We start from the raw sequence: 15,368 nt of genomic DNA, 5'->3' as shown, positions 1-15,368 counted from the left end.
GATGAGGGGCGGCCGGGGTCCGGGGGATTCCCCCGGGAAGGGCGCCTACGGCGCGTCCACCCTACTGCGCAAAGCGATCACGGCGCCCCAGCGCCGCCCCCGACCGCCGCGTCCGCATCGGCGTCCGCCGCCGGACGCCGGCCCTGGTCCGTTCCGGCTGTGTGCTCACGGGGCGCCAGCGCGGCGAGGTCCCCTGTGTCACCGAGCCGCAGCAGGAAGGGCCGCAGCCTGGTGTAGCGGATCGCGGTGACCGAACAGGGGTCGGCCTGGATCCTCTGGAAGAGGTCGAGATGCATGCCGAGCGCGTCGGCGACGACGGCCTTGATGATGTCGCCGTGCGAGCACATCACGTAGGCGGCGTCGTCACCGTGCTCGGCCTCGATCCGCGCGTTCCAGTCCCGTACGGCGTCGACGGCGCGTGCCTGCATGGCGCGCATGGACTCGCCGCCGGGGAACGCCGCGGCCGACGGATGCTGCTGCACGACGCTCATCAGCGGTTCGTCGGTGAGTTCCGCCAGCTTGCGCCCCGACCAGTCGCCGTAGTCGCACTCGCTGATCCGCTCCTCGGTGTGCAGCACCAGTCCCGGCCGGGCTTCGAGCAGCGGCTGCACGGTTTCCCGGCAACGCTGCAGGGGGCTGCTGACGACGGCGGCGAGGGGCAGCGCGACCAGCCGCCCGGGCAGCGCCGCGGCCTGGGCGGCACCGCGCTCGTCGAGCGCGACACCGGGGGTGCGGCCCGCGAGCACCCCGGCCGTGTTGGCGGTGGAGCGTCCATGACGTACGAGGATCAGGGTGGGCATACGGGCCAGCGTAGGCCGCTGCCGCCGGTGAGGTGCGCCGGGGACCGGAGCAGGGAAGAATGCGCGCCGTGATTGTGGACAGTGCGATCTACCGGGGCGGGCGTCGTACCGAAGGCCCCGCCGACCTCTCCGATGCCCTCGCGGAGGCACGGGCCACCGGGGACGCGTTCCTCTGGATCGGTCTGCACGAGCCGACGGAGAAGGAATTCGAGCTCGTCAGCAGCGAGTTCGGACTCCATCCGCTGGCCGTGGAGGACGCCCTGAGCGCGCACCAACGGCCCAAGCTGGAGGTGTACGACGACTCGCTCTTCGCGGTCATCAAGCCGGTGGTGTACGAGCACCTGAGCGACACGGTCACCACCGACGAGCTGATGGCCTTCATCGGCGATTCGTTCGTCGTGACGGTCCGGCACGGGGAGGGCGCCCCGCTCGCCGCGGTACGCCGCCGTCTGGAGTCCGAGCCGGAGGTTCTCAAGCACGGGCCGACCGCCGTGCTGTACGCGATCAGCGACGCCGTCGTCGACCACTACATCGAGGTGGCGGGCGAACTCCAGGTCGACCTGGAGGAGCTGGAGACCGAGGTATTCGCGCCGACCGGCGCCGTGGACACCAAGAACACCGCGTCCCGCATCTACACCTTCAAGCGGCAGATCATGGAGTTCCGTCGTGCCACAGGTCCCCTGAGTGCCCCCATGGCCCGGCTGGCGAGCGCGGAGGTGCCGTTCGTCCACGAACACTCGCAGCCGTTCTTCCGCGACGTGAGCGACCATCTGACCCGCGCCAACGAGTACGTGGAGGGGCTGGACCGGCTGCTCTCCGACATCCTCTCGGCGCAGCTGGCCCAGGTGGGCGTGCGGCAGAACGACGACATGCGCAAGATCTCGGCCTGGGCGGCGATGGCCGCCGTACCGACCATGGTGGCCGGGATCTACGGCATGAACTTCACGCACATGCCGGAGCTCCGCTGGGTGTGGGCCTATCCGGCGGTGATCGTGCTGATGGGCTCCGTGGTCTTCGGCCTCTACAGGCAGTTCAAGCGCCGCGGCTGGCTCTGACGGGCGGCCGGGCGGGGCCCCCGGATCAGGCGAACTCGGGCGCCTGTGTCGCGGGACCGCCCAGTGCGTCGCGCCGCTCGGGCGGCGTCAGGCTCACCATGCGCCGCCACCCCACGAGCCGTTCGTACGCGTAGACCCCGTGGATCCCCGCGGCCAGCACCGCCGCCTTGGCCCGGGGCCAGTGCAGGATGCGGCCCATGTGATTCATCACGGCGAGGCTGACATCGCGGTACACCCGGATCGCGGTGAGCGCGCACTCGCGCAGAATGCGCTGGATCGTGCGGCCGTGTCCGAAGCGGGCGAAGCGGAGCAATTCCTCATGGCAGTAAGCCAGGTGGTTGTCCTCGTCGTTCGAGATCATCTTCACGGCGCGGCCGAGGTCGGGGTGGTCGGCGAAGTACTTGCGCAGCAGCGTCATCTGCTCGGAGGCTCGCTGTTCGGTGACCCGGCTGTGGGCGAGGTAGGTGATGATGTCCCGCTCGGAGAGCGACTCCTGGCGCCCCAGCCGCTCATGGGCGAGGCCGATGCCATGCTTCTCCAGCAGCATCGTGTAGTCGGTCTCGTGCGGAACCTCGACCGGCTGCAGCCCGCGCTTCTTCAGCAGCGCGTTGAAGATCCGGCCGTGCTTGTCCTCGTCGGCGCCGTGCCGCGCGATCTTGGGCGCCAGCGCCCGCTGGCTCCCGGGCACGAGGGCCGCGATACGCCCGTTCTCCCAGCCACCCTGGGACTCCCCGCTGGCCGCGATGGAACAGAGCAGCCGGAACGACTCGTCTTCGTCGAGAATCTCCTGGAACAGGTTCCTTGCCGAGAGCACCACTGCCACCTCCGTACCGGCATTCGCCCTTCGCCAGTCAAATGCGACACGCCCACCCGGGCAACAGGAACACCCCCCGGCTGCGCCGGACGGCCTGCAACGCTCCAGCCCGTCCGGCGATCGAGGACGGAACCCTCAGCCCGGTCACCCCGCACCGAACCGCACGCCGTTCGGCGTAACCAGACGCCCCCGAACGCGTTGTTCCGCGTAACGGCCGTGGCGGGGAGGACCCCCGAGCCCCCACCACGGCCGTAGCGCTGTCCCGGAGCCCGGGAGCCCCTGGAAGTCCGGAGCCCGCGCTACGCGACCCCGGACCGCTCCAGCGCATCCGTACCGGCCCGCAAAGCCGTGATCCGCTCATCGAGCGTGAACCCGGCCGGAGCCAGCGTCAGCGTCGTGACACCCGCCGCGGCATATGCCTGCATCCGCTCGGCGATCCGCTCGACCGGACCGAGCAGCGTGGTCTGGTCGATCAGCTGGTGCGGCACAGCGGCAGCGGCGCCGTTCTTGTCTCCGGACAGGTACTTGTCCTGAATCTCGGCGGCTTCCTTCTCGTACCCCATGCGCTGCGCGAGCTGGTTGTAGAAGTTCTGCTTGCGGCTGCCCATACCGCCCACGTACAGCGCGGTGTACGGACGGAACATGTCAGCGAGGCCCTTGATGTCGTCACCGACGGCCAGCGGCAGCGTCGGGCAGACGTCGAAGCCCTCCATCGTCTTGCCGGCCTTCTCGCGGCCCGCCCGCAGGTACTTCACCGCGGTGTCCTCAAGGTGCTCCGCGGACGGGAAGATCAGCAGCGCGCCGTCGGCGATCTCGCCGGTCTGTTCCAGGTTCTTCGGGCCGATCGCGGCGATGTAGAGCGGGATGTGCTCGCGCTGCGGGTGGACGGTGAGCTTGATCGGCTTGCCCGGACCGTCCGGCAGCGGAAGCGTCCAGTGCTGCCCCTCGTACGACAGCCGCTCACGGGACATCGCCTTGCGGACGATCTCGACGTACTCCCGGGTGCGGGCCAGCGGCTTGTCGAACTTGACGCCGTACCAGCCCTCGGAGACCTGCGGTCCCGACACGCCGAGGCCGAGCCGGAAACGGCCGCCGGAGAGCGAGTCGAGGGTGGCGGCGGTCATCGCCGTCATCGCGGGCTGGCGGGCCGGGATCTGCATGATCGCGGAGCCGATGTCGATCGATTCGGTCTGGGCGGCGACCCAGGAGAGCACGGTCGGCGCGTCGGAGCCGTACGCCTCGGCCGCCCAGCAGACGTCGTAACCGAGCCGGTCGGCCTCCTGGGCGACGGCGAGGTTGTCGCCGTCCATTCCCGCGCCCCAGTAGCCGAGATTGATGCCGAGCCGCATAGCCGCTCCCCTTACTGATCAGTAACGTCCCTGAGCTTCGGACTCTAGCGCGCGGCAACGGGTTCCGGCAGGGGCGACTTGATGCCGGGTTGTCCACAGGCTTCCGTCCGGTGGGGCTCTGGCCAGTAATCTCAGCGCACATGGAGCAGAGGCATCTCGGCCGCACCGGCCTTCGAGTGTCCCGGATCGGGCTCGGCACCCTGACCTGGGGCCGGGACACCGACGAGCACGACGCTGCGGAACAGCTGAAGGCCTTCTGGGAAGCGGGCGGCACACTGGTCGACACGGCTGATGTGTACGGCGGTGGGGAGGCCGAATATCTGCTCGGGCACCTCACCGAGGGCCTGGTGCCACGGCGCGATCTGGTCATCGCGACGAAGGCGGGCAGCGTGGCCGACCCGTACCGCCGGTTCAACGGATCCCGCGGCCATCTGCTGGCCGCGCTGGACTCCTCCTTGGAACGGCTCGGTACGGATTACGTGGATCTGTGGCAGATCCACGCCTTCGACCCGGTGACTCCGCTGGAGGAGACCCTTCAGGCGGTTGACCTGGCCGTGTCCACCGGCCGCGCCCGGTACGCGGGGGTGTCGAACTTCTGCGGCTGGCAGCTGGCCAAGGCAGCGACCTGGCAGCTCGCGTCGCCCGGGGTGCGCACCCGGCTGGCGAGCACCCAGATGGAGTACTCCCTGTTGCAGCGGGGTGTGGAGCGCGAGGTGCTGCCGGCTGCGCTCGATCTGGGCGTGGGGCTGCTGCCTTCCTCCCCGCTGGGCCGGGGTGTCCTGACCGGCAAGTACCGGACGGGCACCCCGGCGGACTCACGCGGCGCCTCGGAGCTGCTGGCCCCGTTCGTCGAGCCGTATCTCGACGACCCGGCGAGCCGCATCGTGGACGCGGTGGCAACGGCGGCCGACGGCCTGGCCACGACGGCGCTCCAGGTAGCTCTCGCCTGGGTGCGGGACCGGCCGGGAGTGGTGGCCCCGATCGTCGGCGCGCGCAACGCGCAGCAGCTCACGGAGGCATTGTCAGTGGAGGCGCTTAGTCTTCCTGACGAGATCTGCCAGGCGCTCGACGATGTGTCGGCGCCCGTGCACCGCTATCCCGACCAGGACTGGAGCACGCTGTGACTGCGCTTCCCCGGGGGGAAACCCCCGGCTCCCCGGCCGCCGACGACGACAGCGTTGTCGCGGACCCCTCCCCCTCCGGGCCCGCTCCGTCCCCGGAGGACGAGGGTCACGACGGCGGCGAGGGATCGACGACGGCCGACGACGCCGCCGGCGCCGCGGAGACGGAGGATGACGACTCCGGGACCTCCGGGACCGCGGAAGCAGCCGAAGCCGGCGCCGGGGCCGACGGCGTGACCGATGAAGCGGCCGACGAGACCGCCGGCACGACCGAAACCGACGGGACAGCCACAGCCGACGGCGCCGTGGACGGGGCGGCTGCCGCCCCCGCACCGCTCTCCGAGGCCGAGGCCGAGCTCGCCGCCCAGCGTGAGCTGAGGGAGCGGATCGAGAAGCGCAAGGCCGAGAAGGAAGGCCCCATCGCCGCCGGTGCGAAGCTGAGCGGCCAGGCGGCCGATCTGCTGGCGGCCGTGCGTGCCGTGGAGAGCGGTGAGAAGCCCGCCGCCGCGTTCTTCGACTCGCCCGCGCCCGCCGCCCCTCGCCGGGCCGTTCCCCCGCCCGCTCCGGTACGCCCCCGCGCGCCCGAGCAGGCCCCGGCTCCGCAGGGCGCCTCACCGGAAGCTGTCGCCGCGGTGGCCGCCGTACTGGCCGAGGGCGGAGCGCCCGGAGCGCTGGCGGGCCCGGCGGCCGAGGCCCTCGGTGCGCAGGCCGCCGATGCACTGCGCGAGGACCCGTGGCAGTTGCTGACCGTGCCGGGAGTCAGGCCCGAGCAGGCCGACGGTTTCGCACGGGCCATGCTGGGCGCCGAGTGCGGTCCTGACGACGAGCGGCGCACCGCGGCCCTGGTCGGCTGGCTGCTGGAGCGGGCCGCGCTCCAGGGCCACACGGCACTGGATGCGACGGTGGTGCGTGCCGCGCTCGCCGAGCGCTCGGTGACCGACCCCGAAGCAGCCGTACAGTACGCCGTCGCCGAGGGCGTCGCCCTGGTCTTCCAGGACGGGCAGGACGACCAGGAGTCCGAGACACCCGCGGAACCGGGCGAGGACGCCGAAGGAGGCGCGGAGGACCGGGCCGGGCAGGAACCGGTGCAGGTGCTGCTCGGTCTCGACCGGTACGCACTCGCCGAGGAGAGCCTCGCCGACGGTCTGGCCCGCCTGGTCAACGCCTGCGAGAAGGACGCCGACTGGACGGAGCCTGCCTCGGCCGCGGGCTCCCCGTCGGCGGCCGAGCTGATCCGTGCGGTCGCGGCCCACGGTCTCGTGGCGCACACCGGCGGCGAGGCGGCCAGGGCCGAACCCGCCGCGCTGATCACCGCCGCCCGCGGCCTCGGACTGCGCGCCCTGGGGGCCGTGCACAGCGTCGACGGCAGGCGTCGACTGGCCGAGGCGACCGGCGATCCGTCGGCGGCCGTCACACTCGCCGGGCTGCTCTCCGGAGCGGAGGGCCCGGGACGGGACGAGGAGGGGGCGATCGCCATCGACCTGCTCGTTGTGCTGGACGCCCCGCAGCTGGACGTCGAGACCGCCGCGATCCTCGTGGAGTCGCTGGCCGACGGCACCCGGCTGGTGCTCAGCGGTGACCCGGGCGTGCTGGGCTCGGCCGGTGCGGGGCGGGTGTTCGCCGATGTGCTGGATGCCCGTGCCTGCCCGCAGATCGTGTCCCGTACGCCGGATCCGGGACCGATCGGCGAACTGGTCTCCGGCATCGGCATCGGCGAGCTGAACCAGGTCGCGGCGCCCGGCAAGGAGGTGGTGATCGTCCCCGTGCGCGACGCGGGCGAGGCGGTGCACCGCACCGTGCAACTGGTCGCCGACTCGGTGCCGCGCGCCATCGGCGTACCGTCGGCCGACACCCAGGTGATCACCGTCGGCCACGGCGGCTCGGCGGGCACCCGGGCGTTGAACACGGCACTGAAGCAGCGGCTCAACCCCGGCCCGGGGCGGTTCGGCGGCTTCGACCCGGGCGACCGTGTCGTCCATGTCCCGACGCCCGGCAGGACCGTGCCCGGGGTGGTCGTCTCGGCCGACGCCGAGGGCCTGCATCTGGACTGCGCGGGCACGAAGGTCGTCGTATCGAAGGAGCGGGTGGAGTCGTCCGTACGCCACGGCTGGGCCCTCAGTGCCCACCAGGCGGCCGGGATGCGGTGGCCCGCAGTGGTCGTCGTGCTGCCGGGTGACGCCGCCCAGGGACTGAGTCGCTCCTGGGTGTACACCGCCTTCAGCCGCGGGGAGCGGCATCTGTCCGTCGTGCACGGGGTGGATCAGGCGCTCCAGCGCGCGGTCGCCCAGTCCCCGGCCCAGGACCGCACGACGCGACTGCGCACCCTGCTGGAGGCTCCGGCCTGATGACCGGAGCGCGCCCTGTCCCCCATCGCCGGACGGGCTCGGTTTCGAGCCCGTCCGGCGGACGGATCAGGAGCTGTCCACCACCAGGCCGGCCGGCTCCTCGTCCGATTCGTCCTCGTCGAAGACGGCGCTGACGTCGAAGCGGCAGACCACCAGCTGCGGGTCCGCTTCGTCGAACGGTGCGCCGAGCCACTCCCCCGCCTCGGGCAGCTCCTCCGCAGCCGTGACCCAGAGCGTGGAATCGCCCTCCTCCAGACCGAACTCCGTATGCCGGGAAGCGATCTCGTCCGGTTCGTACTCACCGAAGAGCACTCCGAGCGCGGCATGGACGCTGGAGCCCACCACCGCGGCGCTCCCGCCGGCGCGATCGTCCGGATCGAGGTCGGCGACCCGCTGGGCCTGTGCCAGCAGCCGCGGCGGCTCCACCACCGCGTAGTCGCGCCGGATCAGCACACTCAGCGCGTTCGGCTCCTCGGGGCCGGCATACGGCGGCAGGGAGTCCTCCGCACCCGGGATCTCGAAAGGGGTGACCTCGTCGTAGCGGTCGTAGAGAAGTTCGTCGTAGAACTCGGCGGCAGCGGCCAGTGCATTGAACGCATCGTAGACAGCGGGATCATCGTCCCCTGTCCGGCGTTCGACCGCCTCGAGGTGATGGTCGAGCGCGGCTTTGATCGCTTCGGCGGCGGCGCGTACCTCGGCAGCGGTGGGCTGCGCAGCATCAGACATAGTGCAGACGCTATCCGTACACGGGCTCTGCCCGCACAATAGATGCGATGCCGGAATACGAATTTGTCGATGTGTACGTCCCGCGCGGGGTGTCCCGGAAGGAGACGGCCCGCCTGCTGACCGACCATGCCGAGTACGGGCACTGGGAGTTGGACCGACTGACGCTGCGCCGTGACGGCAGCCGCAGGGTGCGGCTGCGCCGACGGATCATCCGCCAGCTCCGGGCCACCTGGTGAGACGGAGCGGGCCCCGCAGTCGCGGGGCCCGCTCCCTTCGCTGTGCTTGCGTCGCCGCCTCGGTCCGCTATGCGGACATCCGGGCGCGGCGGTACAGCACCGTGCCCGCACCCGCCAGCAGCAGGCCCATGCTCGCCGGAACCAGCAGGTCGAGCCCGCCCGCTCCGGTGTGTGCGAGCTGCGCGACGCTCTGTGTCTCGTGCGCGTTCGACACGTTTCGCGATCCGGGTGCCGGGGGCTGGTTCTCGGTGACCGGGGTGACCGGGGTGACCGGAGTGCCGACCGGTGGCGTGACGACGTCCGGAACATTTCCGCAGTCATTGCCGGAGGCGGGATTGAGCAGTCCGCCGATGGTGACACTGTTCCCGCAGGCGTTCACGGGGATGTCGATGGGCACCGCGATGTTGTTGCCCGAAAGCAGACCGGGCGAGCCGCTCGTAACCCCCTCGGCCCTTGCACCGCTCCCGGTGTCGCTCGTGACAGCCCGGTGCTTGCCGGTCCCCGCCCGGTGCGTCCGGGTCCGGTCGCCGGACACCTGACTGCCCGAGGCGTGGCGGCCCGAAGCAGCGCTTTGCGAAGCATTTCCGCAGGTGTTTCCTGCGGCCGGGTTGAGCAGTCCCACGACGCTCACGGAGTTGCCGCATACGTTGACCGGTACGTCGACCGGGATCTGGACCGAATTCCCTGAAAGCACCCCCGGGGAATTCGATGCGCCGCCGGCCGCTCCCGCGTCGGCGTGCGCGTAACCGCCACTCAGCGCGAGCACGCCGCCCGCAGCCGCCATGGTGATCAGGCCTTTACGCGTGACCTGTCGCATAGGTTGTTTCCTGCCTTCTACCTTCCGGAATACCCCCGGACTTGACCGTGCGGGGGCCGATTACCAGCGGCCCCGGAGTGCATGGCGTGCACTCCGGGGCCGACCGGATTCAAACCCTTACGGGTTGACGCACAACGTCAGGCATTGGCGCAGGTGTTGCCGAAGGTGGGGTTCAGCAGCCCGACCACGGAGATCGTGTTGCCACACACGTTCACCGGCACGTGCACGGGCACCTGGATGACGTTGCCCGAGACCACACCGGGGCTGCCGACAGCGGCGCCCTGGGCACCGGAGTCCGCGACGGCCATGCCCGCACCCGCGAGCACCAGACCACCGGTGACAGCCGCAGCAGCGACGACCTTCTTGATCATTATTCCTCCTAGTTGGCAATGCGGTCCCAGCCGCGGACCGCATCACTTGTAACGAGGAAGAGGTAATTGGGCTACGAGCGTATGGTTCCTTTCACTCGTTCCGGTCAAATACGCACACGCTGGCGATTGTTGACGCGGAGAATCAGCGGAAAGACGGCAGAGACTCAGCAGTTGTCGATGAAACGGTCGAGCACCCGCACACCGAACTGCAGACCGTCCACGGGTACACGCTCGTCCACGCCGTGGAACATGCCTGCGAAGTCGAGCTCCGGCGGCAGCTTCAGCGGGGCGAACCCGAAGCAGCGGATACCGAGGTCGTCGAAGGACTTGGCGTCGGTACCACCGGAAAGCATGTAAGGGACGGCGCGCGCGATCGGGTCCTCCGCCTTCAGGGCGATCTGCATCGCGTCCACGAGCGAACCGTCGAAGCTGGTCTCCAGCGCCTTGTCCCCGTGCACGTCCTCGCGCTTCACCCGCGGGCCGAGGATCCGGTCCAGATCGGCCAGGAACTCGTCCTCGAAACCGGGCAGGAAGCGACCGTCGACATGGGCGGTGGCCTGGCCGGGGATCACGTTCACCTTGTAGCCGGCGCCGAGCATGGTGGGAGCGGCGGAGTTACGGAGCGTGGCGCCGATCATCTTGGCGATGCCGCCCAGCTTGGCCAGCGTGGCCTCCATGTCCTCCGGGTCGAGCGGGGTGCCGAGCGCATCGGACAGCTCGTCGAGGAAGGACCGCACGGTCTTGGTCACCCGGACCGGCCACTTGTGCCGCCCCAGCCGTCCGACCGCCTCGCAGAGCTCGGTGATCGCGTTGTCGTTGTTGGTCATCGAGCCGTGGCCGGCGGTGCCGTCCACGGTGAGCCGCATCCAGTGCATGCCCTTCTCGGCCGTCTCGACGAGGTAGAGCCGCAGCTTCTCGTTCACCGTGAAGGAGAAGCCGCCGACCTCGCCGATCGCCTCGGTGACACCCTCGAAGAGGCCGGGGTGCTTGTCCACGAGATACCGCGCGCCGTACGTACCGCCCGCCTCCTCGTCCGCGAGGAAGGCCAGCACGATGTCGCGCGGGGGCTTGCGGCCACTGCGCATCCGGTCGCGGACTACCGCGAGGGTCATCGCGTCCATGTCCTTCATGTCGACCGCGCCGCGGCCCCACACGCAGCCGTCCGCGACCTCGCCCGAGAACGGGTGGTGCGTCCAGTCGTGAGCATTGGCCGGAACCACATCGGTGTGCCCGTGGATCAGCAGCGCGGGCTTGGACGGGTCCTCGCCCTCGATCCGCGCCACGGTCGAGGCCCGGCCCTTGTGGGACTCGAAGATCTGCGGCTCCAGCCCGACCTCGGCGAGCTTCTCCGCGACGTACTCGGCGGCGACCCGCTCCCCCGGACCCGAGTGGTCCCCGTAGTTACTGGTGTCGATCCGGATCAGCTCACGACAGAGGTCCACGACCTCGTCCTCGCCCGAGACGGTCCGGGCCGTGTTGGTCTCGCTCACACTGCTTCCTTCCACTGTCACCGTGGTGCTCCCCCTCATCCTCCCGCGCCCGGCCCGCACGCCCAAGGCCTCCCACCCCCCGTCATGCGCCCTTCATACTCCCCCTGGCGTGATCGAGCACCCCCGAATGTTTGCTATTGTTTTCCACGTCGGAACGGGCCGGGCCCGCGAGACAGACACCTTGTCCGGGTGGCGGAATGGCAGACGCGCTAGCTTGAGGTGCTAGTGCCCTTTATCGGGCGTGGGGGTTCAAGTCCCCCCTCGGACACAGAGAGAATGCCGATCAGGAGCGATCCTGGTCGGCATTCTGCGTTGTGCCCGCACGGTCGTGCATGGGCCGGAGCAGGGTACAAGCCTTGTTGAATCGGTTCATTCCTCGCTGGCATCCAGCAGCACGGAGGCCATCGCTGAGCCGGGAGTCCCATGAGCCGCACACACACGCCCACCCTGCCCTGGCACGAGGTCATGGGTCCCGGATCGGGCGGGCTGGAGCCGCGAGCCTGGTACGCGGGGTCGGATGCCGGGCGGATGTCGCTGAACGGGGAATGGCGCTTCCGGCTCTTGCCGGGCGCCGCCACACAGGACGAGTCGTTCGTGCGGCCCGGTTCTCGATGCTTCGGGGTGGAAAAAGGTCGCGGTTCCCGGGCGCTGGGTGCCGCAAGGGGCCGGTGGGGCTCCTGCGTATACGAATGTGGTGTGCCCCTTCCCCGTCGATCCGCCGCGGGTGCCTGCCGAGAATCCGACCGGGGGATCATCTGCGGACCTTCGATCTGCCCGGCGGGTGGCCCGGTGACGGCGAGGTCGTGCTCCGTTTCGACGGGGTGGAGACGCCGGCGCTGCTCGACCGGGCCGCACGGATGGTGGAGCGCGACAAGAACCATGCGTCGGTGATCATCCGGTCGCTCGGCAACGAGTGCGGGTCCGGGCGCGGGCTGACCGCGATGGCGAAGTGGATCCGGGGGCGGGATCCAGAACGACTGGTGCACTACGAGGGCGATCTGTCCTGCCGGGACGTCGACCTGTACTCGCGGATGTACCCGGACCACGCCGAGGTCGAGTTGATCGGCAAGCGGGCGGAGAAGCCCTGGGGCGACGCGGAGTTGGACGCGCGGCGGCGGGCGATGCCGTTCATCATGTGCGAGTACGGGCACGCGATGGGGAACGGTCCCGGCGAACTCGGTGAGTACCAGCGGACGTTCGGGCGGTACGAGCGCTGTCAGGGCGGCTTCATCCGGGAGTGGATCGATCACCGCATCGCCCACCCCGGGCACGGCTTCGCCTACGGCGGGGACTTCGGCGAGGAGCTGCACGACTCCGACTTCCTCTGCGACGGACTGCTCTTCCCCGACCGCACCCCTCCCCCGGACTGATCGAGTACACGAAGGTCGTCGAACCCGTACGGATCGAGCCCGCGGCCGGGGCGGGCGCGGTCAGGATCTCCAACGGGTACGACTTCGCGGGGCTGGAGCACCTGGACTCCGTGTGGTCGTACGAGGTGGACGGCGCGGCGTGGCAGCCCGACGCGCGATACGGGCTGCGCCGGCGGGGGCTGCGGGCCGGCGAGACCGTCCGGGTCAATCCGGACCACGCGGTGCAGGGGATCGGTTCGCAGTCGTGCGGGCCGGGGGTGCTGCCGGAGTACCGGCTCGATGCGGAGGCTGCGGAGTTCTCGATCGTGTTCTCGGCGACCGGCTGATCTGCGGCGGCAGAGGGGAGGGGCTTCCTCAGGGCGCGGTGCGGTACGGCGCGCTGCATGCCTGCCCCGGGCGACGACGTAGCATCGAGGCTTTGCGCGATCTTCGTACTTCGCAAGGGGGAATGTGATGGACAGCAGTCGCAGGCGGCGGGGCGCACTCCTCGCCGGAACGGTCGCCGGGGCGGTGCTCGTCTCCACCATCGGGCTGTGGGCGACGGACAGTTGGCCGTTCCGGGACAGCTACTGCTGGGGAGCGTGGGAGCAGAACAGCGGTGCGGCCTTCCTCGGTGACGACGGCCTCGACAAGTCCGGCTCCGAGCGGCGCGCCACCGAATCCGCGCCGCCCTCGGCCGGCCGTCACCACGCCAGTTGCACGGTCGCGGTGACCTCGACGGTTCCGGACGACGACTCGGACGAGCCGCTCACATTCAAGGAGCAGGTCACCGTCGAGTACGGTCCGGTTCCCACCGGGGTCGAGGAACACCGTGCCTGGATAGCCCGGTACTTCGACGGGTCGGCCTCCCAACTGCCCGACGGGCTCGACGGGCTGGTCGCCGGCGACCGGGCGATGCTGGTCCTGCCCGACACCTGTGATGTGGACGGCAGGCCGTCCGCGGTGACGATCCGGAGCGAGAGCACCGGCGACGGCCATCTGGGCAAAGTGGCCATGCCGTTCACGATCGGCAGCCGGTCCGACGTCACCCGGCTGCTGCTGGACGCCGCCAACACCGGTATGCGGAAGGTCGGTTGCGCACCGGACAAGCCCCTGCGCATGACGTCGCCCATCGTGACGGTCGCCGAGGACGACGAGAGCGCCCGGAGCCCGCTGTGCCGGATACCCGGTGTGACGCTCGAACTCGGCCGGGGCTCCCGGTACCAGGAACAGGTGGGGGTGGTCGGCGAGCGGCTCCAGACCTGTTCGGTGGTGTGGCGCGAGCCGCGGATGCCCGACGAGCCGGCGGCGCAGTACGTGATGGCGGGTGAGCCGCGCCTGGTCGCGCTGTTCAAGGGGCTTCCCGAGGGTGCCGGCAACGGGCTCGTACGCACCGAGTGCAACGGACGGCAGACGGTGTTCTACGGAAACGTCCAGTCCGGTCTGAAGGGTGCGGGCCGGCCCGACGACCGGCAGGTGTTCACGAACTTCACCAAGTCCGTGAGCAAGCGCATCGGGTGCGGGGCCGGTGGGGTCGCGTGAACGGCGAAGAGACCGAAGAGAACGGGGCAGCGGCGGTGGACGGCGAGAAGACCACAGTTCCTCAGGAGCAGGAGCAGAAGCAGGAACGGGAACAGGAGCAGGAGCAGGAGCAGGCGCACGAGTCACAGCCGGGCCCGTCCCCGGAGCAGGAGCCCGCCCCCGCGCACACCCCTGTTCTGCGCCGCCTGTTCCGCAGCCGTACCGCTCGCGCCGTCACTGCCGCCGGGCTGGTCGGTGCTCTCCTCGGAGCCGGTGCGGTGGCCTGGCGGACGGACGCGCTTCCGCTGCTCGGTCCCGCCCCCTGCTGGGACTCGCTCGGCGACTCGACCATGTCGGACCTCTTCGGTGACCGCAGGACCGAGGTCGAGGAGCAGTCCCTGCAGGCCAATCCGCGCGATCGGGAACCGTCGTACGGACAGTGCCGCATCACCAGTTACAAGGACGACAATCCCCGCCGCCAAGTGACTCTGAGGGTGCACCAGCTGGACGGTCTCCGGGGCACCGACGCGCACAAGTGGCCGCAGGAGTTCCTCGCGGCGGGCATGGTGTCGCTCGGCGACGGACTGCCCGGGATGACCTCGTCGTCGCGCGCCTGGCTGGCGCTGCCGCAGAGCTGCACGGGACGGGACGAGTTCACCGGTCTCACCGTGGTGGACATCGGCATGGGACAGGCCGGACTCGACACCGGGTCGGAGTACGACCGGGAGGACCGTGCCGCCCTGACCCGCGCGGTGGTGGAGGCGACCAATGGGGTCATCCGCGAATTCGGCTGCTCCGGCACCTATCGGATTCCTCGCACCCTGCCCGCCCTCGTGGACCGCCAGGACACGAAGGCCAATGCCTTCTGCGGCGTCAAGGGCCTCACCGTCCCCGCGGCGTACCGCAAGGCCCTGGAGCAGACTCGCGTCAGCGACGACGGCGGGCCCGCCCGGGTCTGCGAGTCCGGTGACAGCTACTCCCCCGTCGTGCGGATGATCACGGTGACGGACCCGGCACTGACCGAGATCTTCTCCGGGGTCACACGCAAGGCCGGTCTGCCTCTCAAAGGCTCCAAGGGGTTCGGTCGGCTGGACGGGTCGCGGGGCGTCTACCGGGCGAGCTGCCAGACCGGGCCCGTGATCTTCATGGTGGAGCAGCTGGATCAGCCGACGGACGAGGGCGTCGACCTCACGCGTGAGCTGCTGCCCGGCTATGTCGCCGCCGAGGCCGAGCGCATCGGGTGCGGACCGGAGAAGGTGACGCTGCCGAACGCCTGAGTGCGGGGGGGGCAGGGCCCCGGTGGGCGGGCGGAACGGGCGATACTGTGCGGACACCCCAGCAGAAGATACAAGGAGCCCGCACCATGCTCACCGC

At 70.4% G+C, this 15,368-nt stretch carries 13 protein-coding genes, 1 tRNA gene and 1 pseudogene; 8 read left to right on the top strand and 7 right to left on the bottom strand.

The window, feature by feature from the left end; translation table 11 throughout:
- Positions 1-77: 77 nt before the first annotated feature.
- A complete protein-coding gene (locus tag OG609_RS32645) occupies positions 78-800 on the bottom strand; it encodes a histidine phosphatase family protein (RefSeq protein ID WP_327276115.1) in 723 nt (240 codons plus the stop codon).
- Positions 801-859: 59 nt separating this feature from the next.
- On the opposite strand from OG609_RS32645, the gene corA reads away from it, so the two are divergent.
- Positions 860-1,855: a magnesium/cobalt transporter CorA gene (corA, locus tag OG609_RS32640; protein WP_327276114.1), complete on the top strand. Its 996-nt coding sequence runs from the start codon at positions 860-862 to the stop codon at positions 1,853-1,855.
- A gap of 25 nt (positions 1,856-1,880) precedes the next feature.
- On the opposite strand, the gene OG609_RS32635 is transcribed toward corA, so the two are convergent.
- On the bottom strand, positions 1,881-2,669 hold the full coding sequence (locus OG609_RS32635; RefSeq protein ID WP_327276113.1) for a ferritin-like domain-containing protein: 789 nt from the start codon (positions 2,667-2,669) through the stop codon (positions 1,881-1,883).
- 299 nt (positions 2,670-2,968) lie between these two features.
- Positions 2,969-4,018, bottom strand: coding sequence for an LLM class F420-dependent oxidoreductase (locus OG609_RS32630; protein ID WP_327276112.1), 1,050 nt, complete (start codon positions 4,016-4,018; stop codon positions 2,969-2,971).
- A gap of 140 nt (positions 4,019-4,158) precedes the next feature.
- Between OG609_RS32630 and OG609_RS32625 the strand changes: the two genes are divergently transcribed.
- Entirely contained in the window at positions 4,159-5,142 is a 984-nt protein-coding gene (locus OG609_RS32625) for an aldo/keto reductase (RefSeq protein ID WP_327276111.1), read from the top strand.
- Positions 5,139-7,484, top strand: a complete 2,346-nt coding sequence (locus tag OG609_RS32620) for an ATP-dependent RecD-like DNA helicase (RefSeq protein WP_327276110.1) — start codon at positions 5,139-5,141, stop codon at positions 7,482-7,484. The genes OG609_RS32625 and OG609_RS32620 overlap by 4 nt, the downstream gene beginning before the upstream one ends.
- A 66-nt stretch (positions 7,485-7,550) precedes the next feature.
- Here OG609_RS32620 and OG609_RS32615 read toward each other — a convergent pair whose 3' ends face one another.
- Positions 7,551-8,210: a hypothetical protein gene (locus tag OG609_RS32615; RefSeq protein ID WP_327276109.1), complete on the bottom strand. Its 660-nt coding sequence runs from the start codon at positions 8,208-8,210 to the stop codon at positions 7,551-7,553.
- Positions 8,211-8,257: 47 nt separating this feature from the next.
- Here OG609_RS32615 and OG609_RS32610 point away from each other — a divergent pair, with 47 nt between their 5' ends.
- Positions 8,258-8,446, top strand: coding sequence for a DUF5703 family protein (locus tag OG609_RS32610; RefSeq protein ID WP_030918345.1), 189 nt, complete (start codon positions 8,258-8,260; stop codon positions 8,444-8,446).
- A 67-nt stretch (positions 8,447-8,513) separates the two neighbouring features.
- Here the strand turns inward: OG609_RS32610 and OG609_RS32605 are convergent, their stop codons facing one another.
- The 3 genes from OG609_RS32605 to OG609_RS32595 form a co-directional block, all read right to left on the bottom strand.
- A complete protein-coding gene (locus tag OG609_RS32605) occupies positions 8,514-9,263 on the bottom strand; it encodes a chaplin (protein WP_327276108.1) in 750 nt (249 codons plus the stop codon).
- 137 nt (positions 9,264-9,400) lie between these two features.
- Positions 9,401-9,634 carry a chaplin ChpH gene (gene chpH / locus OG609_RS32600; RefSeq protein WP_327276107.1) on the bottom strand — a complete coding sequence of 78 codons (234 nt, stop codon included), beginning with the start codon at positions 9,632-9,634 and terminating at the stop codon, positions 9,401-9,403.
- Between the two features lie 164 nt (positions 9,635-9,798).
- Positions 9,799-11,124, bottom strand: a complete 1,326-nt coding sequence (locus OG609_RS32595) for a M20/M25/M40 family metallo-hydrolase (RefSeq protein ID WP_266362808.1) — start codon at positions 11,122-11,124, stop codon at positions 9,799-9,801.
- Positions 11,125-11,307: 183 nt separating this feature from the next.
- On the opposite strand from OG609_RS32595, the gene OG609_RS32590 reads away from it, so the two are divergent.
- The 4 genes and pseudogenes from OG609_RS32590 (at position 11,308) to OG609_RS32570 (ending at position 15,271) form a co-directional block, all read left to right on the top strand.
- Positions 11,308-11,392: transfer RNA gene (locus tag OG609_RS32590), tRNA-Leu, on the top strand.
- A 155-nt stretch (positions 11,393-11,547) separates the two neighbouring features.
- Positions 11,548-12,820: pseudogene (locus OG609_RS32585) on the top strand (glycoside hydrolase family 2 TIM barrel-domain containing protein).
- Positions 12,821-12,947: 127 nt separating this feature from the next.
- Positions 12,948-14,015: a hypothetical protein gene (locus OG609_RS32575; RefSeq protein ID WP_327276106.1), complete on the top strand. Its 1,068-nt coding sequence runs from the start codon at positions 12,948-12,950 to the stop codon at positions 14,013-14,015.
- A complete protein-coding gene (locus tag OG609_RS32570; protein ID WP_327276105.1) occupies positions 14,012-15,271 on the top strand; it encodes a hypothetical protein in 1,260 nt (419 codons plus the stop codon). The genes OG609_RS32575 and OG609_RS32570 overlap by 4 nt, the downstream gene beginning before the upstream one ends.
- The last annotated feature ends 97 nt before the right edge of the window (positions 15,272-15,368 follow it).

Origin of the sequence: Streptomyces sp. NBC_01224 (assembly GCF_036002945.1) — a bacterium.
Taxonomy (GTDB): domain Bacteria; phylum Actinomycetota; class Actinomycetes; order Streptomycetales; family Streptomycetaceae; genus Streptomyces.
Note: the sequence above shows the minus strand (reverse complement) of the source record. Positions and strands in the feature narration are given on the sequence as shown.